The organism is Streptomyces termitum, assembly GCF_014650175.1.
In the GTDB taxonomy this organism is placed as follows: Bacteria; Actinomycetota; Actinomycetes; order Streptomycetales; family Streptomycetaceae; genus Streptomyces; species Streptomyces termitum.
In genome coordinates, this window is record NZ_BMUL01000003.1 from 338750 (window position 1) to 361578 (window position 22829).

General features: G+C 73.7%; 18 protein-coding genes and 1 tRNA gene. 12 read left to right on the plus strand and 7 right to left on the minus strand.

Annotated features, from left to right (window positions below):
• Positions 1 to 129: 129 nt before the first annotated feature.
• Entirely contained in the window at positions 130 to 1248 is a 1119-nt protein-coding gene (locus IE219_RS07695; protein WP_189975800.1) for a ferritin-like domain-containing protein, read from the plus strand.
• Here the strand turns inward: IE219_RS07695 and IE219_RS07700 are convergent.
• The 7 genes from IE219_RS07700 to IE219_RS07730 all read right to left on the minus strand — a co-directional run bounded on the left by IE219_RS07700 (position 1223) and on the right by IE219_RS07730 (position 9533).
• Complete coding sequence (locus IE219_RS07700) at positions 1223 to 2800, minus strand: penicillin-binding transpeptidase domain-containing protein (RefSeq protein WP_189975801.1); 1578 nt, start codon at positions 2798 to 2800, stop codon at positions 1223 to 1225. The two genes, IE219_RS07695 and IE219_RS07700, sit on opposite strands and share 26 nt — an antisense overlap.
• On the minus strand, positions 2797 to 4200 hold the full coding sequence (locus IE219_RS07705) for an FtsW/RodA/SpoVE family cell cycle protein (protein WP_189975802.1): 1404 nt from the start codon (positions 4198 to 4200) through the stop codon (positions 2797 to 2799). Before IE219_RS07705 ends, IE219_RS07700 begins: the two co-directional genes overlap by 4 nt.
• Before the next feature lie 160 nt (positions 4201 to 4360).
• Entirely contained in the window at positions 4361 to 5707 is a 1347-nt protein-coding gene (locus tag IE219_RS07710; protein WP_189975803.1) for an ATP-binding protein, read from the minus strand.
• A complete protein-coding gene (locus IE219_RS07715; protein WP_229849643.1) occupies positions 5704 to 6429 on the minus strand; it encodes a hypothetical protein in 726 nt (241 codons plus the stop codon). The genes IE219_RS07710 and IE219_RS07715 overlap by 4 nt, the downstream gene beginning before the upstream one ends.
• 185 nt (positions 6430 to 6614) lie before the next feature.
• Complete coding sequence (locus tag IE219_RS07720; protein WP_189975979.1) at positions 6615 to 8720, minus strand: HEAT repeat domain-containing protein; 2106 nt, start codon at positions 8718 to 8720, stop codon at positions 6615 to 6617.
• 163 nt (positions 8721 to 8883) lie between these two features.
• Positions 8884 to 9336: a hypothetical protein gene (locus IE219_RS07725; protein WP_189975804.1), complete on the minus strand. Its 453-nt coding sequence runs from the start codon at positions 9334 to 9336 to the stop codon at positions 8884 to 8886.
• Positions 9337 to 9461: 125 nt separating this feature from the next.
• Positions 9462 to 9533: transfer RNA gene (locus IE219_RS07730), tRNA-Arg, on the minus strand.
• 181 nt (positions 9534 to 9714) lie between these two features.
• Here IE219_RS07730 and IE219_RS07735 point away from each other — a divergent pair.
• From IE219_RS07735 to prmC, 11 genes are all read left to right on the plus strand, one after another.
• The gene (locus IE219_RS07735) at positions 9715 to 10152 is read left to right on the plus strand and encodes a response regulator (RefSeq protein ID WP_229849644.1); all 438 of its coding nucleotides are present in this window, start codon (positions 9715 to 9717) and stop codon (positions 10150 to 10152) included.
• Positions 10153 to 10369: 217 nt separating this feature from the next.
• Complete coding sequence (nrtL, locus tag IE219_RS07740; protein ID WP_189975806.1) at positions 10370 to 11371, plus strand: ArgS-related anticodon-binding protein NrtL; 1002 nt, start codon at positions 10370 to 10372, stop codon at positions 11369 to 11371.
• Between the two features lie 17 nt (positions 11372 to 11388).
• Positions 11389 to 12780 carry a diaminopimelate decarboxylase gene (lysA, locus tag IE219_RS07745; RefSeq protein ID WP_189975807.1) on the plus strand — a complete coding sequence of 464 codons (1392 nt, stop codon included), beginning with the start codon at positions 11389 to 11391 and terminating at the stop codon, positions 12778 to 12780.
• A gap of 193 nt (positions 12781 to 12973) precedes the next feature.
• Positions 12974 to 14263 (plus strand): homoserine dehydrogenase, encoded by a 1290-nt coding sequence (locus tag IE219_RS07750; RefSeq protein ID WP_189975980.1) that lies wholly within the window; start codon positions 12974 to 12976, stop codon positions 14261 to 14263.
• Positions 14264 to 14269: 6 nt separating this feature from the next.
• Entirely contained in the window at positions 14270 to 15391 is a 1122-nt protein-coding gene (thrC, locus tag IE219_RS07755; protein ID WP_189975808.1) for a threonine synthase, read from the plus strand.
• 287 nt (positions 15392 to 15678) lie between these two features.
• A complete protein-coding gene (gene thrB / locus IE219_RS07760) occupies positions 15679 to 16596 on the plus strand; it encodes a homoserine kinase (RefSeq protein WP_189975809.1) in 918 nt (305 codons plus the stop codon).
• A 429-nt stretch (positions 16597 to 17025) separates the two neighbouring features.
• Entirely contained in the window at positions 17026 to 19056 is a 2031-nt protein-coding gene (rho, locus tag IE219_RS07765; RefSeq protein ID WP_189975810.1) for a transcription termination factor Rho, read from the plus strand.
• A 198-nt stretch (positions 19057 to 19254) separates the two neighbouring features.
• A complete protein-coding gene (locus tag IE219_RS07770; protein WP_189975811.1) occupies positions 19255 to 20349 on the plus strand; it encodes an LCP family protein in 1095 nt (364 codons plus the stop codon).
• Positions 20350 to 20523: 174 nt separating this feature from the next.
• Positions 20524 to 20748 carry a 50S ribosomal protein L31 gene (gene rpmE / locus IE219_RS07775; protein ID WP_169086776.1) on the plus strand — a complete coding sequence of 75 codons (225 nt, stop codon included), beginning with the start codon at positions 20524 to 20526 and terminating at the stop codon, positions 20746 to 20748.
• 97 nt (positions 20749 to 20845) lie between these two features.
• Positions 20846 to 21922 (plus strand): peptide chain release factor 1, encoded by a 1077-nt coding sequence (gene prfA / locus IE219_RS07780; protein WP_189975812.1) that lies wholly within the window; start codon positions 20846 to 20848, stop codon positions 21920 to 21922.
• Positions 21923 to 21979: 57 nt separating this feature from the next.
• On the plus strand, positions 21980 to 22825 hold the full coding sequence (gene prmC, locus IE219_RS07785) for a peptide chain release factor N(5)-glutamine methyltransferase (protein WP_189975813.1): 846 nt from the start codon (positions 21980 to 21982) through the stop codon (positions 22823 to 22825).
• Positions 22826 to 22829: the final 4 nt, after the last annotated feature.

The following is a 22829-nucleotide window of genomic DNA, read 5'->3' on the forward strand; positions in this document are numbered from 1 at the left end:
CAGCGGGTTACCGTCGGTCACCTCTTATGAGACCTGCCGTCAGCAAAGCCGTCAATCCCTCGTGCGCGACTTGTTGACGATCTGTCAGCAACGTGTGAGCCTGCTCCCGACGGCTGGAAGGAGTGGTCGATGTCGACGCACGAGCTCTACGTGAACCCCCCGTCCGGGGCCGGCCGGGAGATCCCGGCCACCGGGGACGCCCGCTTCTCCTGGGAGTACGACCTGGCCGACACCGGCCGGGAACGCCTCCTCGCCCTCTACCAGAAGGGCAAGGACAAGCAGTGGGACGGCGCCCGCCGCATCGACTGGGACCTGGAGGTCGACCCGTACGACCCCCTCGGCACCCCCGACGAGGCGCTCGCCCTGCACGGCACCCGCCACTGGGCCAAGCTCACCGAGAAGGACCGGGGCGAACTGCGCCGCCACTACGCCGCCTGGAACTTCAGCCAGTTCCTCCACGGCGAGCAGGGCGCCATGGTCTGCGCCGCCCGGATCGTCGAGTCCGCACCCGACCTCGACGCCAAGTTCTACTCCGCCACCCAGACCATGGACGAGGCCCGGCACGCCGAGATCTACGGCCGCTTCCTCCACGACAAGGTCGGGATGCTCTACCCGATCAACGACGACCTCCAGACCCTCCTCGACGACACCCTGCGCGACTCCCGCTGGGACATGCCCTACCTCGGCATGCAGGTCCTCATCGAGGGCCTCGCCCTCGCCGCCTTCGGCATGATCCGCGACACCACCGACAAGCCGCTCCCGAAGCAGATCCTCGCCTACGTCATGCAGGACGAGGCCCGGCACGTGGCCTTCGGCCGGATGGCCCTGCGCGACCACTACAAGCAGCTCACCGACGCCGAACTGCGCGAGCGCGAGGAGTTCGTCATCGAGGGCTGCCACCTGATGCGCGACCGGCTGCGCGGCGTCGAGGTGCTGGAGAACTTCGGCGTCCCCCGCAAGGAGGCCGAGGAGTACAGCGAGCGCAGCGAGTTCCTGCACCTCTTCCGGAAGCTGCTGTTCAGCCGGATCGTGCCCTGCGTCAAGGACATCGGCCTGTGGGGCGAGCGCCTCCAGCGGGCCTACCTCGACATGGGCGTCCTCGACCTCGGCGACTCCAGCCTCGACCTGCTCATGAGCCAGGACGAGGAGATCGCCGAGCGGCTCGACGCCGAACGCTTCGCGGCCGAGGAGCGGGCCCGGGTCGCCGAGGTCGCCGAGGCCGTCAGGGACGGCGCGGCGGCGGAGTAGACCGCCCCGGGCCGCCCGGCGGCCCCACCGGAGCCGGGGCGGCGGACGGCCGCCCGCCCCGCGCCCCCGGCGCCCCGCCCGTGCGGGACTCGGCGTCCAGCCGCAGCGCCTCCTCCATCACCGCCCGCGCGATCGGCGCCGCGCTGCCGCCGCCGCTGATGTCCGTGCGGGACGCCTCCGCGTCCTCCACGACCACCGCCACCGCCACCGCCGGCCGGGCCGCGTCGTCGGCCTGCGCCCAGGCGATGAACCAGGCGTACGGGGTCCCCGTGTTGCCGAAGCCGTGCTGCGCCGTGCCCGTCTTCCCGCCGACCCGGGCCCCCGGGACCGCCCCGTTGGTGCCCGTGCCCTCCTCCACCGCCCGCACCATCAGCCGCTGGAGCCGGAGGGCGGTCGACGGGCTCATCGCCTGCCGGTAGCGGTCGCGCGGGGTGCGCTCCACGGTCGCCCCGCCGGCCGTCGTCGTCCGCTCCACCAGGTACGGCCGCGCGATCTCGCCGTTGTTGGCGACCGCCGCCGCCACCATCGCCATCTGGAGCGGCGTCGCCGTCGTGTCGAACTGCCCGATCGACGACAGGGCGAGCTGGTCCGGGCTCATCCGCCGGTCGAAGTTGGACTTCGCCACCCAGGACGGCACCCGCAGCGTCGTGTCGTCGAAGCCGAACCGCTCCGCCGCCGCCACCATCCCGTCCAGCCCCACGTCCACCCCCAGCCCGGCCATCACCGTGTTGCACGACCACTGGAGGGCGTACGCGAGGGACGCGTCCGCGCACCCCTTCGCCTCGTTCGGCAGCACCTGCCGGGTCCCCGGCAGCACGAACGGATCGGGGGTGTCGGTCGGCGCGTCCACGTCCCGCACCACCCCCTCGTCCAGCGCCGCCGCCGCCGTCACGATCTTGAAGGCGGAGCCGGGCGGATAGGTCTGCCGCAGCGCCCGGTTCAGCATCGGCTGGTTCGGCGAGGTGGTCAGCCGGGACCACGCCTCCTCCACCCGGGGCCCGGTGCCGGACAGCACCCCCGGCTCGTACGACGGCGAGGACACCAGCGCCAGGATCCGGCCGCTGAACGGCTCCAGGGCGACCACCGCGCCCCGCTTGCCGTCCAGCCCCCGGTAGGCCGCCTCCTGCACGGCCGCCCGGACGGTGGTCGCCACGTCGCCGCCGGGGGAGCGGCCCCGGGTCAGCTCGTTCCACAGCGGCAGCGGCGCCAGCGCCGGGTCGGTCCCGGCGAGGATGCCGTCCCGGGCGTTCTCGACCAGGGTGGTGCCGTACGTCTGCGAGGCGTAGCCGGTCACCGGCGCGTACAGCGGCCCCTTGCGGTAGGTCCGCTCCCAGCGGAGCTGCTGGCCGCTGTCCCGGGAGCCGGTCACCGGCTCGCCGTCCACCAGGATCTCGCCGCGCGGCTCGGCCCAGCGGGCGATCGGGCCGCGCCGGTTGGCCGGATTCGCGTCCAGCTCCCCGGCCTCGACGACCATCACCCGGACCGCGTTCACCAGGAGCGCGGCCAGCAGCAGGAGGCAGAGCGCGGCGGCCCGCCGGATGTACCGGATCATCCCGCCCGCTCCTCCACCCGGGCCGGTTCGCCCGGCCCCGCCGCCGCCGGTTCCGGCGCCCGCGCGGAGTCGCTGACCCGCACCAGCAGCGCCACGATCACCCAGTTCGTCACCACCGACGACCCTCCCTGCGCCAGGAACGGCATCGCCATGCCGGTCAGCGGGATCAGCCCCATCACCCCGCCCGCGATGACGAAGACCTGGAGCGCCACGATCGACGCGAGCCCCACCGCGAGCAGCCGCCCGAAGGGGTCCCGCAGTGACAGCCCGGCCCGGTAGCCGCGCCCCACGAAGAGCGCGTACAGCAGGAAGAGCGCGGTCAGGCCGAGCAGTCCCAGCTCCTCGCCGGCCGTCGCCAGGATGAAGTCCGACTTGGCGGCGAAGCCGATGAGGACCGAGTGGCCCAGGCCGAGCCCGGTGCCGAGGAAGCCGCCGGCGGCGAAGGCGAAGAGGGACTGGGCGAGCTGGCCGGGCCCGTCGCCCGCCCGGATGGAGGCGTACGGGTCGAGCCAGTCCTGCACCCGGCCGTGCACGTGCGGTTCGACCGAGCCGATCAGGAACGCCCCGGCCGCCGCGAGCAGCAGCCCGATCGCGATCCAGCCGGTCCGCCCGGTCGCCACGTACAGCATGATCACGAAGAGGCCGAAGAACAGCAGCGAGGTGCCGAGGTCCCGCTCCAGGACGAGGACGCCGACGCTCACCAGCCAGATCGCCACGATCGGCCCGAGCACCCGCCAGGTCGGGAACTGGAACCGCCAGATCCGGCGCCCGGCGTACGCCAGCACGCCGAGGTTGGCCGAGAGGTAGGCGGCGAAGAAGACCGCGAGCAGGATCTTCGCGAACTCACCCGGCTGGAAGGAGAGCCCGCCGAACCGGATCCAGATGCGGGCCCCGTTCACGGCCGGGAAGAAGATCGGCAGGATCATCAGGGCCAGCGCGGCGGCGACGCAGACGTACGCGTACCCCTGGAGGGCGCGGTGGTCGCGCAGCAGCACCACCACCACGATGAAGAGGGCCACCCCGAGCGTGGACCACACCAGCTGCGGGGTGGCCGCCTGGTCCCTCGGCGTCTCCAGGTCCAGCCGGTAGATGAGCACCAGGCCGAGCCCGTTGAGCAGCACGGCGATGGGCAGCAGCAGCGGGTCGGCGTAGGGCGCGCGCAGCCGGACGGCCAGGTGCGCCAGGAGCGCCAGCAGCCCGAGCCCCGCCCCGTACCGGGCGGCGTCCGGCGGCACGGCCCCGTCGTGCGCGAGCCCCACCTCGGCGTAGCCGCAGACGGAGATGAGGACGGCGCCGAGGAGCAGCACCAGCTCCACCCCGCGCCGCTTCGGGGCGCGGCCGCCGGCCGGCCCGGACGGGCGCGCGCCGGTGCCCGTGCCCGTGCTCCGAGGTGCGGTCATGGTCGGCAACGTAGCAAGACGCACACCGTATGTCCCTTTTGTCGTACGGTGTGCCGTGCGGTGCGCCGTGCGGACGGCCACCGGAGCCACGGCGGGCACCCCTCCGTACTTCCGGCCGTACGCCCCCGGTGGTACGGCCCCGGCGGTACGGCTCAGGTCCCTACGGCTTCGGCGGTACGGCCCCGGTGCCGCCGGTCTCCCCGGTGCCGCCGTCGCCGGTCCCGCCGATGTCCTCGCCGGTGCCGTCGGGACGCCCGTACTCCGGCAGCCGCAGCCGCGCCACGGCGCCGCCCTCCAGGGCCGTCCCGAACACCAGTTCCGCGCCGATCGCCTCCGCCTGCCCCGCCGCGATCGTCAGCCCGAGCCCGTGCCCCTTCCCGCCGCTCTCCGTCCGGAACCGCTGCGGCCCCGACACCAGCAGGTACTCCGGGTAGCCCGGCCCGTGGTCCCGCACCGTCACCTCGGGGCCGTCCACCGTCACCTCCACCGGCGCCCGGCCGTGCCGATGCGCGTTGGCCAGCAGATTGCCCAGCACCCGCTCCAGCCGCCGCCGGTCCGTCGCCACCTCCGCGTCCCGCACCACCCGCACCTCCGCCTCCGCCCCCGGGGCCCGCGCCGCCCGCTCCACCAGCGGTCCCAGCCGGTGCACCGCCAGGTCCACGGTCCCGGTGCCCGCGTCCAGCCGGGAGATCTCCAGCAGGTCCTCGGTCAGCGCCCGCAGCGCCCGCACCCGGTCCCGCACCAGCTCCGCCGGCCGGCCCTCCGGCAGCAGCTCGGCGGCGGCCGACAGCCCCGTCAGCGGCGTCCGCAGCTCGTGCGCCACGTCCGCCGTGAAGCGCTGCTCGCCGCGCAGCTTGCGCTGGAGCGAGGCGGCCATGGTGTCCAGCGCGCCCGACACGATCGCCACCTCGTCCCGCACCCGGCGCGGGTCCCGCGTCCGGGGATCGTCCACCCGCGCGTCCAGGTCCCCGGCCGTGATCCGCCCGGCCACCCGCGCGGTCAGGTGCAGCCGCCGGGTCACCCGGGTGACGGCGAACACGCCGACGGCCAGGGTCGCCGCGATGGCGAGCACCGACGACCCGACGATCGACCGGTCCAGGGCGTCGATGGTCCCCGCGCCCACGCTGTGGTCGACCCGCACCGCCAGCGCCCGGCCGTCCGCCGGACCCGCCGCCCACATCACCGGCCGCCCCTCGTACGAGCCCAGCGCGGAACCCCGCTCGCCGTCCGCGACCAGCCGCCGCAGCGGCGCCGGCAGCCCGGCCGGGTCGAGCCCGGCGAACCGCGGCAGCGGCTCGCCCGCCTCGTACAGCCGGGTGACCTCGGTGAGCCGGGACAGCGCCTTCTCCCGCGCGTCCCGCACGGTCTGCCCGGTCACCGAGACGTGCACGAGGACGCCGAGCAGCGCGGCCAGCGCGCAGCACATCGCCGCGATGAAGAGGGCCGCCTTCCAGGTGAGGGTCGCGGTCCAGGCGGGCGCCCGGGGCCGTCGCGGGCGCGCCGTCACGACACCGGCTCCGGGGTGGCCCCCGACCGGGACGGGACGGGCCGGGGCCGCAGCGGCACGATCTCGTCCCGGGCCGGCAGCACGGCGTGCTGCCGCGCGTCCCACGACCAGACGGTCCGGTACTCGTACCCCGGGATGCCCGCCGACGCGGCCCGCACGATCAGGTCCCGCCCGGCCAGCTCCACGCTCACCACCTGCTCGACGGCGGACATCACCCGGGTGAGGCCGCCGTCCTCCGCGAGGTAGACGCGGACGGCGACCTGCTGGCCCGGCAGCCGCACGCCCGCGATCAGCTCGTCCCGCCCGTCGCCCGTCAGATCGTGGCGGTACGCCCGCAGCACCGGGCACGCGGACGGTGCCGAGCCGCAGGCCAGCACCGCCCGCGCGGTCTCCTCGTGGTCCCCGTCCGGCCCGGCGAAGGTGTCGGAGTGCGCCGCCGCCTCCGCCCGCAGCACCGCCACCGGGTCCACCGTCCGGACGTCGGCGTCCCGCACGGCGATCCCCGGCACCCGCTCGGTGTCGGTCTCCCCGTAGTCCACCGGCGGATCGGAGGCGGGCGGCAGCTCCGGCCAGAGCCGCACCGGCCCGGCGGCGGCCGGCGTCGGCCCGTCGCTCACCAGCCCGCCCCCGGCCCCGCACCCGGCGAGCGCCACCCCGGCCGCCACGGCGAGCACGCCGGACGCGAGGGCCTGGACGAACGGCCGGACGGCACGGCTTCTCACGTCACTCCTCGAAGGGCCCCGGGGGAGGGCCCGGCAGCGGACCCCGCGAAGGGTCCCGAAAAGGGCTTACGTGAAGGAACGATATGCCGAGTCGCGTATCCGGTCTTTTGCCGGATTCGCTCCGCAGGGTGGAGGACGGCGACGGAGAAGGCCCCTCCCGCCGGAACGGCGCGTGCCCCGCCCGCTCAGAACCCGCCGTGCTCCATCCGGGCCAGGGCCGCCCGGCACAGGGTCAGGAGCTTCTCGTCGTGGTGGACGTCATGGCTGCCCGAGGCCCCCTCGCGGGCGTTGTGCCGGCGGCGGCGGGTCAGCTCGGTCAGGACCGGCAGCCGCGCCGACGCCGCCGCGGCGGGACCCATCTCGGCCAGGCACTCGGCGACCGCCACGCGCGCGTGCCGGTTCTCCTCCCAGGCCGCCAGCAGCACCGGCAGCGTCCGCCCCGTCTCCCCGGTCACCCGCCACAGCGCCACCGCGCACCGCACCCGCTCCCACAGGTCCCGGGCGCCCAGCCCCGCCGCCAGGGCGGGCGCCGCGCCCGCGGCGGCCGGGCCGATCGCCCCCAGCGCCTGCGCCGCCACGCACCGGTCGGTGCTCGACGCCCCCGGCCGCAGCCACCGCTCCAGCGCGGGCACCGCCGCACCCGCGTCACCCTCCACCGACCACAGCGCCCGCGCCGCCGCCGCGACCACCGCCACCTGCTCCGCGCGCAGCAGCCCCCGCAGCTCCGGCACGGCCTCCCGGGCCGCCGGACCGAAGGCCCCCAGGGTCCGCGCCGCCGACTCCCGCACCCAGGCGCGCCGGTGCTCGGGCGCCCCGCGCAGCACCCGCAGCACCTCGGGCAGCGCCTCCACGCCCCGCACCGCCGCGAGCGCGTGCAGCAGCGGGGATGCCCGGTCGTACAGGTCCTCGTCCAGCTCGACCCCCGCCAGCCGCAGCCGCAGCAGCGGGGCCAGCCCGGCCGCCGCGGGCCCCAGCCCGTCGACCGCGTACAGCAGCTCGCGGCGCGCCTCGCCGGGGGCCTCCAGGACCCGCGCCAGCGCCGGTACGGCCCGGGCGTCGCCGGTCCGGGCCAGCGCGAGCAGCATCCCGTCCCGCCCGAACCGCCCGCCGGACCGCGCCGCCCCGCCCGCCAGCGCCCCGGCCAGCGCGTCGGCGGCCGGCCCGGCCAGCTCGAACAACCGCTCGAGGAACGAGGTGGCGGCCTCCCGCAGCCGGGCGTCCGGATCGGCGAGCTGCGCCCCGACCAGCCGCACCACCTCCTCGTACCGCCCCCGCCAGAGCCGCACCAGACCGCCGCACAGCCAGACCGCGTCCGTGCGCTGCCCCGGGTCCGGGCTGCGCAGCTGCGCCAGGACCAGCGCGATCCGGTCGTCGACCCGGTCGTCGAGGGCGCCGTGCAGGGTGCGCAGCAGCTCCTCCGTCCACGGGGTGCGGCGGCCCGCCACGTGCTCCTCCAGGAGCTCGCGCACCTGGCCGACGAGCGTCACCGGCATCCGGCCGGATCCGGACCCCGCGGCACCCTCCTCGGGCCCGGTGCGGGGCGCGGTCCTGATCTCCTCCAGGAGCTCCGTCACCCGGCGCACGACGTCGTCCGGTATTCGCCCCGGCGCGCAGCGCGCGAGCTGCGCGAGGGCCGCCAGCCGCAGCCCCGGCTCCAGGGCGGTCCGCGCCAGCAGGTCCAGCCGGTCGACGGTCTCGGCGGCCAGCGAGGAGTGCCGCAGCCCGATCCGCCCCACCGCCGCGACGAGCGCGAGCCGCACCTCGGTGTCCGGTTCCCGCTCCAGCCGCTCCCGCAGCAGGGTCAGCACGCGCGCGGGATCGGGGTGCAGCGAGGCCAGCGCGACGGGCGCGGCGAGGCGGACCTCGGCGTCGGGGTCGTCGACGAGGCCGAGGAAGACGTCGGCGCCCGCGGCGATCGCCGCCGAGGCCATCGCGAAGTTCGCGGCGGGCAGCGACTCGGGGTCGCCGGGATCGAAACCGCCCACCCCGCCGAGGTCCGCGTCCTCGTCGTCGAGCTCGATCCCGCCGATGCTGGTGAGGAGTTCGACCAGGCAGCCCCGGTCCTGGACGGCGGGGTCGGCGACGAGTTCGAGGAGGAAGGGGATGCAGGCGAGCGTGGAGTCGTACACGTCCCCCTGGTGGTGGACCGCGCCGTACATCCCGTCGAGGGCGGCCTCCCGCTCGCCGGAATCGGCCGAGACGAGCCCGCGGAGCAGCGCCGGCACATCGTCCGCGGGGCCGTACGCATGCCCCAGCGAGGCCCAGTCGACCTCCTCGATCCCCGTCAGCATCTGCCAGGCCGCCTTCCCCCGTGAGCCCTCCATCAGGCAGCAAGTGTGCACCACAGGAGGGCCGCCACAGGGGCCCGAGCCCCACCGACGCCGCTCGCTTTGCGCCACATACGGTGCGCGTCGAACCAGTCGCGGAACGTGAACTTCCCGTGCCCGTGACCGGTCAGGAATCCTTCCGGTTCGCCTCGCGGCGCTTGAAGAGGTAATAGCCCACGGTCTCGCCCTTGACGGCGACGTTCTGACCGGACGTCATGAACTTGTCGCGGCTCTGCTGCCCCTGCTCCACGAAGACGAAGGAGCCGTTCACCAGCTCCCAGCCCTCCCGGCACACGGCGTTGAGGACGGCCACCGGGTCGGTCGTCTGCTTGAGGGTCGTGCTGCCGACCATCGCGACGATGACCGCCTGCTGACTCATGACGTCGATCGAGCACTGGTACACGAGGTCCCCCTGCTCGAAGCACTGCCGCGCCCTGCCCACCGGAGTGGACAGGAATGCCTTCCGGTCGCGCTCGGCCTGCTCGGCCCGCTGCCGCTCCGCGGCCTCCTGCCGCTTGCGCTCCTTCTCCGCGGTCGCCTGCGCCTGCTGTTCCGGGGTCTTCTTCGAGATGAATGCCATGCCGTTCTCCTCCAGCGGGGAAGCCGCCGCGTGACGACGCTCGACAGCGTCGCCCGCACATACAACAAGACCCCGCTCTCAGCCTTTTCGCTGATCACGGGGTCTGTGTGGCACTTCCTGCGAAGTGCCCCCGGCAGGATTCGAACCTGCGCACACGGCTCCGGAGGCCGTTGCTCTATCCCCTGAGCTACGGGGGCTTTCGTCGCGCTCGGTGGCGACGGGTAGAACACTACCAGCTCTCGTGGGGTGCCTGTGAACAGGTATTTCCGGGGCGTCACCGGAGGGGTGGTCCCCCGCGCGGGGCGGAAGTGGGCAAAACCCGGACGCGGTGGTTCGGGGGCGCCTACTCTCGTCCGTGTGTCAGGAGTGTCCGGGCGGGTGCTCGTTGTCGACGACAACAAGGTCATCCGGCAGTTGATCAGGGTCAATCTCGAACTAGAGGGGTTCGAGGTGGTGACCGCGGCCGATGGTGCCGAGTGTCTGGACGTCGTCCACCGCGTGCGGCCCGACGTCGTCACCCTCGACGTCGTGATGCCGCGCCTCGACGGGATCAGCACCGCCCAGCGGCTCCGCGAGGACCCGCGGACCCGGCACCTCCCCGTGGCGATCATCAGCGCGTGCGGGGGCGAGGCGACGTCCGGGGCGGACGCGTTCCTCGCCAAGCCCTTCGAGCCGGCGGAGCTCGTCCGCGTCGTGCGGCAGTTGCTGCTGCACCGCGAGCCCCGGCAGCGGCGTCAGGCCGGTGGGCCCGACGCGGGAGAGGAGCCGTCCGCAGGGGACGGCTCCGCGGGCAGACCGGCCGCCGGGAGGGTGTGACCCGGACGGGGAGGGGCGCCGGTCCCTCGCCGCCGAGGCGATCCGCGGGCAGCCGTGCGGCCCGGGCGGGCGGAGGCGTGCCGTCCGTTCTTCGGGGCGCGGTGCGTCTCGGGGGCGTACCCCTCTCACCTGCGGGTTCTTCGCGCGCCGCCGGGGGAGTGACCGGATGGCGAAACCGGTTCGCGTTCCGACCCCCCTCCTCCCCTAGGCTGGGACCGTGACCCCCGCGGACCTCTCCCTCACCGTGCGGCGCGCCGTGCGCCGCGCGGTCGACGACGGTGCGCTGCGGGTCGACGTCCCCCCGCGCGTGAAGGTCGAGAAGGCGCGGCCCGGAGGGGTGGGGGAGTACGCCAGCAGCGTCGCGCTCTCCCTCGCGCGGCCCGCCGGACGGCCCGCGCTCGACGTCGCCTCCGTCCTCAAGGAGCGGCTCGACGGCGCCGACGGCATCCTTGCCGTCGACATCACCGGACCCGGGTTCCTGAACTTCACCCTCCGCCGCACGGACACGGCCGCACTCCTCCGCGAGATCGCCGCCGCCGGGACCGCGTACGGGCGCGGCGGCGCCCTCGCCGGGCGGACCGTCCGCTTCGCACCCGCCCGCGAGGCGCGCGCCGCCGTCGTCACCGACTGCCTGGTGGGCCTGCTGCGCGGGCAGGGCGCCGACGCCGGCACCGCGCCCGGCGGGGAGCGGCTCCACGTCCACCCGGGGGCGTACGAGCCCGACCGGCTGGGCACCGACGCCGCCCGCTGGCGGCTGCTGCGGCCCGCGCCCCACGACCGTCCGCCGGACGGCGACGCCCTCCTCGTACGGCACGAGCGCAACGGCCTCTTCCGCGTCCGGTACGCCCACTCCCGCGCCCGGCGGCTCCTCGTCAACGGAGCGGACCTCGGCGTCCTCCCCGACGCCCTGTCCGATGCCGCCGCCGATGTTCCCGCGGACGCCGCCGCCGACACGACGGCCGCCGCCCTCACCGCCCTCCTGCGCGAGTACCCCGGCGTCCTCCTCTCCGCCGCCCGGTTCCGGGCGCCCGACCGGGTCGCCCGGCACGTCGAGGCCGTCGCCGACGCGCTGCTCGACTTCCAGCACGCGGTCCTGCCGCGCGGCGACGAGAAACCCTCGGCCGCCCACCGCGCCCGGCTCGCGCTCGCCGAAGCCGCCGGGACGGTGCTCGCCGGTGGCCTCTCCGTGCTCGGCATCAGCGCACCCGACCGGATCTGAAAGAGCAGACCAGGACCATGAGCCGTTCCGCCCACCCCGCAGGCCCCCGCCACGCCGACGTCCTCCCCGAGGGCCACTACACCGCCCCGCCCGCCGACCTGAACACGCTCGACCCCAAGGTGTGGGCGCGGACCGTCGCCCGCGACGAGCAGGGCATCGCGACCGTCGCCGGGCTGCGCGTCACCGACCTGGCCGAGGAGTTCGGGACGCCCGCCTACTTCCTCGACGAGACGGACTTCCGGGCCCGCTGCCGGGCCTGGGCCGACGCCTTCGGGCCGGACGCCGACGTCTTCTACGCCGGCAAGGCGTTCCTCTCCCGGGCGATCGTCCGCTGGCTGTACGAGGAGGGCCTCAACCTCGACGTCTGCTCCGGCGGCGAGCTGGCCACCGCCCTGTCGGCCGGCATGCCCGCCGAGCGGATCGCCTTCCACGGCAACAACAAGAGCGAGGCCGAGATCCTGCGGGCCGTCGAGGCCGGCGTCGGCCGGATCGTCCTCGACTCCTTCCAGGAGATCGTCCGCGTCGCCCACGTCGCCCGGTCCCTCGGCAAGCGCCAGCGCGTCCAGATCCGGGTGACGGTGGGCGTCGAGGCGCACACCCACGAGTTCATCGCCACCGCCCACGAGGACCAGAAGTTCGGCATCGCGCTGGCCGGCGGACAGGCCGCCGAGGCCGTGCGCCGGGCGCTGGCCCTCGACGGCCTGGAGCTCATCGGCATCCACTCGCACATCGGCTCGCAGATCTTCGACATGGCCGGCTTCGAGGTCTCGGCCCGCCGCGTCGTCCAGCTCCTCGCCGACGTGCGCGACGAGCACGGCGTCGAACTGCCCGAGATCGACCTCGGCGGCGGCCTCGGCATCGCGTACACCTCCGAGGACGACCCGCGCGAGCCGCACGAGATCGCCAAGGCGCTGAGCGAGATCGTCACCCGCGAGTGCGAGGCGGCCGGGCTGCGCACCCCCCGGATCTCCGTCGAGCCGGGCCGGGCCATCGTCGGCCCGACCGCCTTCACCCTCTACCGGGTCGGCACGGTCAAGCCGCTGGAGGGGCTGCGGACGTACGTGAGCGTCGACGGCGGCATGTCGGACAACATCCGCACCGCCCTGTACGACGCCGAGTACAGCGTCTCCCTCGTCTCGCGCGCCAGCGACGCCGAGCCGATGCTCAGCCGCGTCGTCGGCAAGCACTGCGAGAGCGGCGACATCGTCGTCCGGGACGCCTTCCTCCCCGCCGACCTGGCCCCCGGCGACCTGCTCGCCGTGCCCGCCACCGGCGCCTACTGCCGCTCCATGGCGAGCAACTACAACCACGCCCTCCGGCCGCCCGTCGTGGCCGTCCGGGACGGCGAAGCAAGGGTCATCGTCCGCCGGGAGACGGAGGAAGATCTCCTGCGACTCGACGTCGGCTGATGAAATAGTCAGGTGATGGAATCGATGTCTCAGGATCCGGACGAACGGCGGAATCCTCCACAGGGTGGGTGAGACTTGTTCCCACTCCCCAAAGGAGCCGCCGGGAATCCCGGGACCCCACAGGGACACGAACCCGTAGAGACCCGAACCCGCAGGGATGCGGATTCAGAAGTACGAGAGACGAGGTCGGATGATGCGTACGCGTCCGCTGAAGGTGGCGCTGCTGGGCTGTGGAGTTGTCGGCTCCGAGGTGGCGCGCATCATGACGACGCACGCCGACGACCTCGCCGCGCGCATCGGCGCGCCGGTCGAGCTCGCCGGCGTGGCCGTCCGCCGGCCCGACAAGGTGCGCGGCGGGATCGCCCCCGAGCTGATCACCACCGACGCGACCGCCCTGGTCAAACGCGGGGACATCGACGTCGTCGTCGAGGTGATCGGCGGCATCGAGCCCGCCCGCACCCTCATCACCACCGCCTTCGAGCACGGCGCCTCGGTGGTCTCGGCCAACAAGGCGCTGCTCGCCCAGGACGGCGCCGGGCTGTACGAGGCCGCCGCCCGGCACGGCAAGGACCTCTACTACGAGGCCGCCGTCGCGGGCGCCATCCCGCTGATCCGCCCGCTGCGCGAGTCCCTCGCCGGCGACAAGATCAACCGCGTGATGGGCATCGTCAACGGCACCACGAACTTCATCCTCGACAAGATGGACTCGACCGGCGCCGGCTACCAGGAGGCCCTGGACGAGGCCACCGCGCTCGGTTACGCCGAGGCCGACCCGACCGCCGACGTCGAGGGCTTCGACGCCGCCGCCAAGGCCGCCATCCTCGCCGGGATCGCCTTCCACACGCGCGTGCGCCTCGACGACGTGTACCGCGAGGGCATGACCGAGGTCACCGCCGCCGACTTCGCCTCCGCCAAGCGGATGGGCTGCACCATCAAGCTGCTCGCCATCTGCGAGCGGGCCGCCGACGGCGCGTCCGTCACCGCGCGCGTGCACCCCGCGATGATCCCGCTGAGCCACCCCCTCGCCTCCGTCCGCGAGGCGTACAACGCGGTCTTCGTCGAGGCGGAGGCCGCCGGCCGGCTCATGTTCTACGGCCCCGGGGCGGGCGGCGCGCCGACCGCCTCGGCCGTTCTCGGCGACGTCGTCGCCGTCTGCCGCAACCGTCTCAACGAGGCGACGGGCCCCGGCGAGTCCGCGTACGCACAGCTGCCCGTGAGCTCCATGGGCGAGGTCGTCACGCGGTACCACATCAGTCTCGACGTGGCCGACAAGCCGGGTGTCCTCGCCCAGGTCGCGACGGTCTTCGCCGAGCACGGCGTATCGATCGATACGGTGCGCCAGCAGGGCAAGGACGGCGAGGCCAGCCTCGTCGTCGTCACCCACCGCGCGCCCGACGCCGCCCTCTCCGGGACCGTCGAGGCGCTGCGCAAGCTCGACACCGTGCGCGGTGTCGCCAGCATCATGCGTGTTGAAGGGGAGTAAGGACCCATGACCCACAAGGGCACCCACCAGTGGCGCGGCATCATCGAGGAGTACCGGGACCGCCTCCCGGTCACGGACACGACGCCGGTCGTCACGCTCCGTGAGGGCGGTACGCCGCTCGTCCCCGCTCAGGTCCTCTCCGAGCGCACGGGCTGCGAGGTGCACCTCAAGGTCGAGGGCGCCAACCCCACCGGTTCCTTCAAGGACCGGGGCATGACCATGGCCATCACCAGGGCCAAGGAGGAGGGCGCCCAGGCGGTCATCTGCGCCTCCACCGGCAACACCTCCGCCTCCGCCGCCGCCTACGCGGTGCGCGCCGGGATGGTCTCCGCGGTCCTGGTGCCCCAGGGCAAGATCGCGCTCGGCAAGATGGGCCAGGCCCTCGTGCACGGCGCGAAGATCCTCCAGGTCGACGGAAACTTCGACGACTGCCTGACCCTGGCCCGCTCGCTCTCCGAGAACTACCCGGTGGCGCTGGTCAATTCGGTCAACCCGGTCCGCATCGAGGGCCAGAAGACCGCCGCCTTCGAGATCGTGGACATGCTGGGCGACGCCCCCGACATCCACGTGCTCCCGGTCGGCAACGCGGGCAACATCACCGCGTACTGGAAGGGGTACCGCGAGTACGCCCTCCCGTCGCCCGCCACCACCCCTGCCGGAGACGCTTCGCGTCGCCCTCTTCTTCCGGCCCTCGCCACCCGCCGCCCGCGCATGTGGGGCTTCCAGGCGTCCGGTTCGGCCCCGCTGGTGCGCGGCGAGGTCGTCAAGGACCCGTCGACCATCGCCACCGCGATCCGCATCGGCAACCCGGCCTCCTGGGACTACGCGATCGCCGCGCGGGACGAGTCCGGCGGCTTCATCGACGAGGTGACGGACCGTGAGATCCTGCGCGCCTACCGCCTGTTGGCCGCGCAGGAGGGCGTCTTCGTGGAGCCCGCCTCGGCCGCCTCGGTCGCCGGTCTGCTGAAGGCCGCCGAGCAGGGCAAGGTCGACCCGGGCCAGCGGATCGTCTGCACCGTGACCGGAAACGGCCTCAAGGACCCCGACTGGGCCGTCGCGGGCGCCCCGCAGCCCGTCACCGTCCCGGTCGACGCCGCGGCCGCCGCCGAGCGGCTCGGCCTGGCCTGATCCCGCCGCCCGCGGCCCCCGCCCCGGGGGCCGCGGGATGAGCGAAACCCGATCAGGAACGTACATAGGCGCACAGGTTGGCGGGCGACACGCATCGTGCGCCTCCCGTGCGCCCTATGTCGCCGCAGAACCTTCCTTCGATAGGCTGTACCGGACCCGCCCCGGCGCATATGCGCGGTGTCGTTGCCGTTGTCGCCTCCCCGCGACCGAAACGGCCGAAACGGCACCCCGGGTCCCCGCACTTCTTCGATCACCCTGTAGTCGCAGTCAAGGAGAGTCATCGAGAGATGGCCGGTCCCGCGTTCCGCGCCGCCGCCGTACGGGTGCGCGTTCCCGCCACCAGCGCCAACCTCGGCCCGGGCTTCGACGCCTTCGGCCTGTCGCTGGGGCTCTACGACGACGTCGTCGTCCGGGTCGCCGACTCCGGGCTGCACGTCGACATCGCGGGCGAGGGCGCCGAGACCCTCCCGCGCGACGAGAGCCACCTGCTCGTACGCTCCCTGCGCACGGCCTTCGACCTGCTCGGCGGACAGCCGCGCGGCCTGGAGGTCGTCTGCGCCAACCGCATCCCGCACGGCCGCGGCCTCGGCTCCTCCTCCGCCGCCATCTGCGCCGGCATCGTCGCCGCCCGCGCCGTGACCATAGGCGGCGACAGCCGGCTCGACGAGACCGCCCTGCTGGAGCTGGCCACCGAGATCGAGGGCCACCCCGACAACGTCGCCGCCTGTCTGCTCGGCGGCTTCACCCTCGCGTGGACCGAGGCCGGAGCCGCCCGCGCGATCCGGATGGACCCCTCGGAATCCATCGTTCCGGTGGTCTTCGTGCCCGGCAAGCCGGTCCTGACCGAGACCGCCCGCGGCCTTCTGCCGCGCACCGTCCCCCATGTGGACGCCGCCGCCAACGCCGGTCGCGCCGCCCTCCTCGTCGAGGCCCTGACCCGCCGCCCCGAGCTGCTGCTCGCGGCCACCGAGGACCGGCTGCACCAGGAGTACCGGGCCCCCGCGATGCCCGAGAGCATCGCCCTCGTGAACCGGCTGCGGGCGGACGGGGTCCCCGCGGTCATCTCCGGCGCGGGCCCCACGGTCCTGGCGCTGGCCGACAACGGGACGGCCGACAAGGTCGCCCTGCTCGCGGGCGAGGGCTGGGCCGCCAACCGGCTCGACCTCGACGCGTCCGGAGCGAGCGTGCTGCCGCTGACGTCCTGACGGGGCGCGGCGGCAGCCGTACGGGACGCCGGGCAGCGTCCTGACACGCGATGGCCGGTGACGGAGAGGGGGAATGTTTGTTGGAGCCGGTAGTGTTAACCTCAAGTCTGCACCCGACCTCTTGTTGGTGGAGCGGTGCGGCGTGTCCCCTCAGGGACCAATCATTCTTCCGGAAGCCTCCTCAACTGCCTGAGCAGCCTGCCTGAGCAGTTTTGAGCACGCTCCGGAACCGGCACGACACCCCTCGTTCTTCCGCACGAGGACCGAGCAGGGGGCGCTCGGGCCGGACCCACAGCACGTTTCTCTCTTCTCGCCGCATCCCGGCGGGACCACCGCCCCGGACACGGTCCGCCAACCAGGACCGCCGCCGGACAGCACAACCGGTCGCCGAGCCACAGGGCCGACGTCCGCTCCAGGGAAGGACCCTTCGTGAGCGACACCACCGATCTGATGGGCGTGACTGCCGACAGCACTGTCGACGCCGCCGCGCCCGCCGCAGGTGCCACCGGCACCGCACGGCGCCGCCGCTCCGGCACCGGCCTCGAGGGCATGGTCCTGGCCGAGCTGCAGCAGGTCGCGTCCGGCCTCGGCATCAGGGGCACCGCGCGCATGCGCAAGAGCCAGCTGATCGAGGTCATCAAGGAGGCGCAGGCCGGCGGCGGTGCCGCCGCCCCCGCCAAGGCCGCGGCCGAGACCGCCGAGGCCAAGCCGAAGCGCCGCGCCACCTCCAAGGCCCGCACGGGTGAGACCGCCGAGGCCGCCGAGCCGAAGGCGGAGAAGGCCGAGCCGGCCGCCGCCCAGCAGCAGATCGACATCCCGGGCCAGCCGTCGAAGTCGCCCGCCGCCGAGCAGGCCGACGAGCAGCCGGCCGGCGAGCGCCGCCGGCGCCGCGCCACCGCCCCCGCCGGTTCGCCGGAGGGCGGCGAGGCCCCGCAGGCCGTCAAGACCGAGACCCGTACCGAGGTCCGCGCCGAGGCGAAGACCGAGCAGCAGGGCGAGCGCGCCGACGCCGTCGGCGAGGGTGCCGAGGGCCGCAGCCGCCGGGACCGCCGCGACCGCCGCGACCGCCAGCGCGAGCGCGGCAAGGGCGACGACCAGCAGCAGGGCGGCGGCCAGCGCAAGGACCAGCAGCGCCAGGGCGGCGGCCAGCAGCAGGGCCAGAGCCAGGGCCAGGGTCAGGGCGGCGGCCAGCAGGGCGGCGGCCCGCAGGACGACGACGATTTCGAGGGCGGTCGCCGGGGCCGTCGCGGCCGTTACCGCGACCGTCGCGGCCGTCGCGGCCGTGACGAGTTCGCCGCCGGCGAGCCGCAGGTCTCCGACGACGACGTCCTGATCCCCGTCGCGGGCATCCTCGACATCCTCGACAACTACGCGTTCATCCGGACCTCCGGCTACCTGCCCGGTCCGAACGACGTGTACGTCTCCCTCGCCCAGGTCCGCAAGAGCGGCCTGCGCAAGGGCGACCACCTCACCGGCGCGGTCCGCCAGCCGAAGGAGGGCGAGCGCCGCGAGAAGTTCAACGCGCTGGTCCGCCTCGACTCGACCAACGGCATGGCGCCGGACTCCGGCCGCGGCCGCCCCGAGTTCAACAAGCTGACCCCGCTCTACCCGCAGGACCGGCTCCGCCTGGAGTCCGACCCGGGCGTCCTGACCACGCGGATCATCGACCTCGTGTCGCCGATCGGCAAGGGCCAGCGCGGTCTGATCGTGGCCCCGCCGAAGACCGGCAAGACCATGATCATGCAGGCGATCGCCAACGCGATCACCCACAACAACCCCGAGTGCCACCTGATGGTCGTCCTGGTCGACGAGCGTCCGGAAGAGGTCACCGACATGCAGCGGTCGGTCAAGGGCGAGGTCATCTCCTCGACCTTCGACCGCCCGGCCGAGGACCACACCACCGTCGCCGAGCTGGCCATCGAGCGCGCCAAGCGCCTCGTCGAGCTGGGCCACGACGTGGTCGTCCTGCTGGACTCCATCACCCGCCTGGGCCGCGCGTACAACCTCGCGGCGCCCGCCTCCGGCCGCATCCTGTCCGGTGGTGTCGACTCGACCGCGCTCTACCCGCCGAAGCGCTTCTTCGGTGCCGCGCGCAACATCGAGGACGGCGGCTCGCTGACCATCCTGGCCACCGCGCTGGTCGACACCGGCTCGCGCATGGACGAGGTGATCTTCGAGGAGTTCAAGGGCACCGGCAACATGGAGCTCAAGCTCGACCGGAAGCTCGCCGACAAGCGGATCTTCCCGGCCGTCGACGTCGACGCCTCGGGCACCCGCAAGGAGGAGATCCTCCTCGGCAGCGACGAGCTCGCCATCACCTGGAAGCTCCGCCGCGTCCTGCACGCGCTCGACCAGCAGCAGGCCATCGAGCTGCTCCTGGACAAGCTCAAGCAGACGAAGTCGAACGCCGAGTTCCTGCTGCAGATCCAGAAGACGACGCCGGGCGGGAACAACGACTGACGCCGTCGCGGAGATCCCCGTCACACGGGGGAGACCGGCCCCGGGGCCGTAACCCCCTCGTGACCAGCGCGAACACTGTGCCCACCGCTCACCGAGCGGTGGGCACAGCCCGTTTCCGGGGGATGACGCACAGGGACGTATGCAACTCTTTCGGACGCTTCGCCGTCACAGCAGGTGAACCGAAGGCCGAGGGACGACATGACCGAACAGCACCGGGGCACGCGCCCCCGCGGCGGCACGGGACGCCGCCGCAAACCGCCCGCCAGGCGCCGCCGCCGCGCCGCCATACTCCTCTCCGGCGTCGCCACCGCGCTCGTCCTGGCCGGCACCGGACTCGGATACCTGTACCTCAGGCTCGACGGCAACATCGAGGGCGTCGACATCAACTCCCAGCTCGGCGCCGACCGCCCCAAGAACCTCGACAACGGCTCGACGGACATCCTCGTCCTCGGCTCCGACTCCCGCTCCGGCGACAACGCCGCCTACGGCAGGGACGAGGGCGGCGCCCGCTCCGACACCGCGATGGTCGTCCACGTCCACGAGGGCCACAAGAAGGCGAGCATCGTCTCCATCCCCCGCGACACCCTCGTCGACCGCCCCGCCTGCACCGACGCACGCGGCACCGAGGTCCCCGCCGAGACCCGCGCCATGTTCAACACCGCCTACCAGGCCGGCGGCCCCGCCTGCGCCGTCAAGACCGTCGAGGCGATGTCCGGCATCCGCATGGACCACTACATCGAGGTCGACTTCACCGGCTTCAAGAAGATCGTCGACACCCTCGGCGGCGTCGAGATCACCACCACGAAGGCCATCGAGGACCCCAAGAGCGGCCTCGACCTCGCCCCCGGCACCCACACCCTCGACGGCGAGCGGTCCCTCGCCCTGGTCCGCACCCGCAAGAGCGTCGGCGACGGCAGCGACCTCGGCCGCATCCAGCTCCAGCAGGCCTTCGTCAAGGCGCTCGTCGCCCAGGTCAAGGACCTCGGCATCGGCACCAGCCCCAAGAAGCTCCTCGACCTCGCCGACGCCGCCACCAAGGCCGTCACCCCCGACTCCGAACTCGACTCCGTCCAGGAGCTGATGGGCTTCGCCCAGGGCCTCATGGGCATCTCCGCCGGGAACATCCGCATGGTCACCCTGCCGGTGGAGTACGACGCCGCCGACCCCAACCGGGTCGTCCCCGTCGAGGCCAAGGCCCGGCAGGTCTGGACGGCCCTGAAGGCCGACCGGGACATCCCCGCGGCCGCCACCGCCGACACCGCCACCGGACGGGCCGACGGCATCGTGCGGTAGCCGCCGCCCCGGACCCCGGCGGGACCGCCCCCGGACCCCCCGGCGGAATACGGACGGCGCCACCCCGGTTTGGGGAGATGCGGCCGGTCCTGGCAGACTGGTACGTCGGCCCCGGTTCACGTCCGCCGCAACCCGCGGCGACGACCCGGCGCCCTCCCGGAACTAGGAGACACCTTGAAGCGCGAGATCCACCCCGAGTACGTCGAGACCCAGGTCAGCTGCACCTGTGGCGCGTCGTTCACCACCCGTAGCACCCTCACCGAGGGCACCATCCGTGCCGAGGTCTGCTCCGAGTGCCACCCGTTCTACACGGGCAAGCAGAAGATCCTCGACACGGGTGGCCGCGTCGCCCGCTTCGAGGCCCGCTTCGGCAAGGCCGCCGGCTCCGCCGCGAAGTAGCGAGCCCCCGCGCCGGTCACCGGCCGCCCCCGAGCGGGGCGGCCGGGACCGGCGCTTTGGCGTCCCCGTAGCAACTGACGAAACCAGGAGCCCGAAGATGTTCGAGGCGGTCGAGGAACTGGTCGGCGAGCACGCCGACCTCGAGAAGAAGCTCGCCGATCCCGCGGTCCACGCCGACCAGGCCAACGCGCGCAAGCTGAACAAGCGCTACGCCGAGCTGACCCCGATCGTCGCCACGTACCGCTCCTGGAAGCAGAACGGGGAGGACATCGAGACGGCGCGCGAGTTCGCGCACGACGACCCCGACTTCGCGGCCGAGCTCAAGGACCTGGAGCGGCGGCGCGAGGAGCTCACCGAGAAGCTCCGCCTGCTGCTCGTCCCGCGCGACCCGAGCGACGACAAGGACGTCCTGCTGGAGATCAAGGCCGGCGCCGGCGGCGACGAGTCCGCCCTCTTCGCCGGGGACCTGCTCCGCATGTACCTCCGCTACGCCGAGCGCGTCGGCTGGAAGACCGAGATCATCGACGCCACCGAGTCCGAGCTCGGCGGCTACAAGGACGTCCAGGTCGCCGTGAAGACCAAGGGCGGCAACGGCGCCACCGAGCCCGGCCAGGGCGTCTGGGCCCGCCTCAAGTACGAGGGCGGCGTCCACCGCGTCCAGCGCGTGCCCGCCACCGAGTCCCAGGGCCGCATCCACACCTCCGCCGCCGGCGTGCTCGTCACCCCCGAGGCCGAGGAGGTCGACGTCGAGATCCACGCCAACGACCTGCGCATCGACGTCTACCGCTCCTCCGGCCCCGGCGGCCAGTCGGTCAACACCACCGACTCCGCGGTCCGCATCACCCACCTGCCGACCGGCATCGTCGCCTCCTGCCAGAACGAGAAGAGCCAGCTCCAGAACAAGGAGCAGGCCATGCGCATCCTCCGTTCCCGGCTGCTCGCCGCCGCCCAGGAGAAGGCCGAGGCCGAGGCCGCCGACGCCCGCCGCAGCCAGGTCCGCACCGTCGACCGCTCCGAGAAGATCCGGACGTACAACTACCCGGAGAACCGGATCTCCGACCACCGCGTCGGATTCAAGGCGTACAACCTCGACCAGGTCCTCGACGGCGACCTCGACGCCGTCATCCAGGCCTGCGTCGACGCCGACTCGGCCGCCAAGCTCGCGGCGGCGTAGGACCGCGCCCCCGCCCGAGACCTCGTCCAGCCCCACCCCGTACCACGGAGGACCAGCGTGAACCTGCTGCTCGCCGAGGTGGCCCAGGCCACCCAGCGGCTGGCCGACGCCGGCGTTCCCTCACCGCGTTTCGACGCCGAGGAGCTCGCCGCGTTCGTGCACGGCGTCAAGCGGGGGGAGCTGCACAACGTCAAGGACGCCGACTTCGACGCCCGCTACTGGGAGACCGTCGCGCGCCGCGAGGCGCGCGAACCCCTCCAGCACATCACCGGCCGCGCCTTCTTCCGCTACCTGGAGCTCCAGGTCGGACCCGGCGTCTTCGTGCCCCGCCCGGAGACCGAGTCGGTCGTCGGCTGGGCCATAGACGCGGTGCGCGCCATGGACGTCGTCGAACCGCTCATCGTCGACCTGTGCACCGGCTCCGGCGCCATCGCCCTCGCCATGGCGCAGGAGGTGCCGCGCTCGCGCGTGCACGCCGTCGAGCTCTCCGACGACGCCCTCGTCTGGACCCGGAAGAACGCCGAGGGCTCCCGCGTCACCGTCCACCAGGGCGACGCGCTCACCGCGCTCCCCGAGCTGAACGGCCAGGTCGACCTGGTCATCTCCAACCCGCCGTACATCCCCCTCACCGAGTGGGAGTACGTCGCCCCGGAGGCCCGCGACCACGACCCCGAGATGGCCCTCTTCTCCGGCGAGGACGGCCTCGACACCATCCGCGGCATCGAGCGCACCGCCCACCGGCTGCTGCGCCCCGGCGGCCTCGTCGTCATCGAGCACGCGGACACCCAGGGCGGCCAGGTGCCGTGGATCTTCAATGAGGAGGCCGGCTGGGCGGACGCCGCCGACCACCCCGACCTCAACAACCGGCCGCGCTTCGCGACCGCCCGCAAGGCGATGCCGTGAGCCG

Excerpts from the sequence above, each read along its gene's own strand:
- IE219_RS07695 (WP_189975800.1), top strand. The coding sequence starts at position 130 with ATGTCGACGCACGAGCTCTACGTGAACCCCCCGTCCGGGGCCGGCCGG.
- IE219_RS07700 (WP_189975801.1), bottom strand. The coding sequence starts at position 2,800 with ATGATCCGGTACATCCGGCGGGCCGCCGCGCTCTGCCTCCTGCTGCTG.
- IE219_RS07705 (WP_189975802.1), bottom strand. The coding sequence starts at position 4,200 with ATGACCGCACCTCGGAGCACGGGCACGGGCACCGGCGCGCGCCCGTCC.
- IE219_RS07720 (WP_189975979.1), bottom strand. The coding sequence starts at position 8,720 with ATGCTGACGGGGATCGAGGAGGTCGACTGGGCCTCGCTGGGGCATGCG.
- IE219_RS07725 (WP_189975804.1), bottom strand. The coding sequence starts at position 9,336 with ATGGCATTCATCTCGAAGAAGACCCCGGAACAGCAGGCGCAGGCGACC.
- lysA (WP_189975807.1), top strand. The coding sequence starts at position 11,389 with ATGAGCCGTTCCGCCCACCCCGCAGGCCCCCGCCACGCCGACGTCCTC.
- IE219_RS07750 (WP_189975980.1), top strand. The coding sequence starts at position 12,974 with ATGCGTACGCGTCCGCTGAAGGTGGCGCTGCTGGGCTGTGGAGTTGTC.
- thrC (WP_189975808.1), top strand. The coding sequence starts at position 14,270 with ATGACCCACAAGGGCACCCACCAGTGGCGCGGCATCATCGAGGAGTAC.
- thrB (WP_189975809.1), top strand. The coding sequence starts at position 15,679 with ATGGCCGGTCCCGCGTTCCGCGCCGCCGCCGTACGGGTGCGCGTTCCC.
- IE219_RS07770 (WP_189975811.1), top strand. The coding sequence starts at position 19,255 with ATGACCGAACAGCACCGGGGCACGCGCCCCCGCGGCGGCACGGGACGC.
- prfA (WP_189975812.1), top strand. The coding sequence starts at position 20,846 with ATGTTCGAGGCGGTCGAGGAACTGGTCGGCGAGCACGCCGACCTCGAG.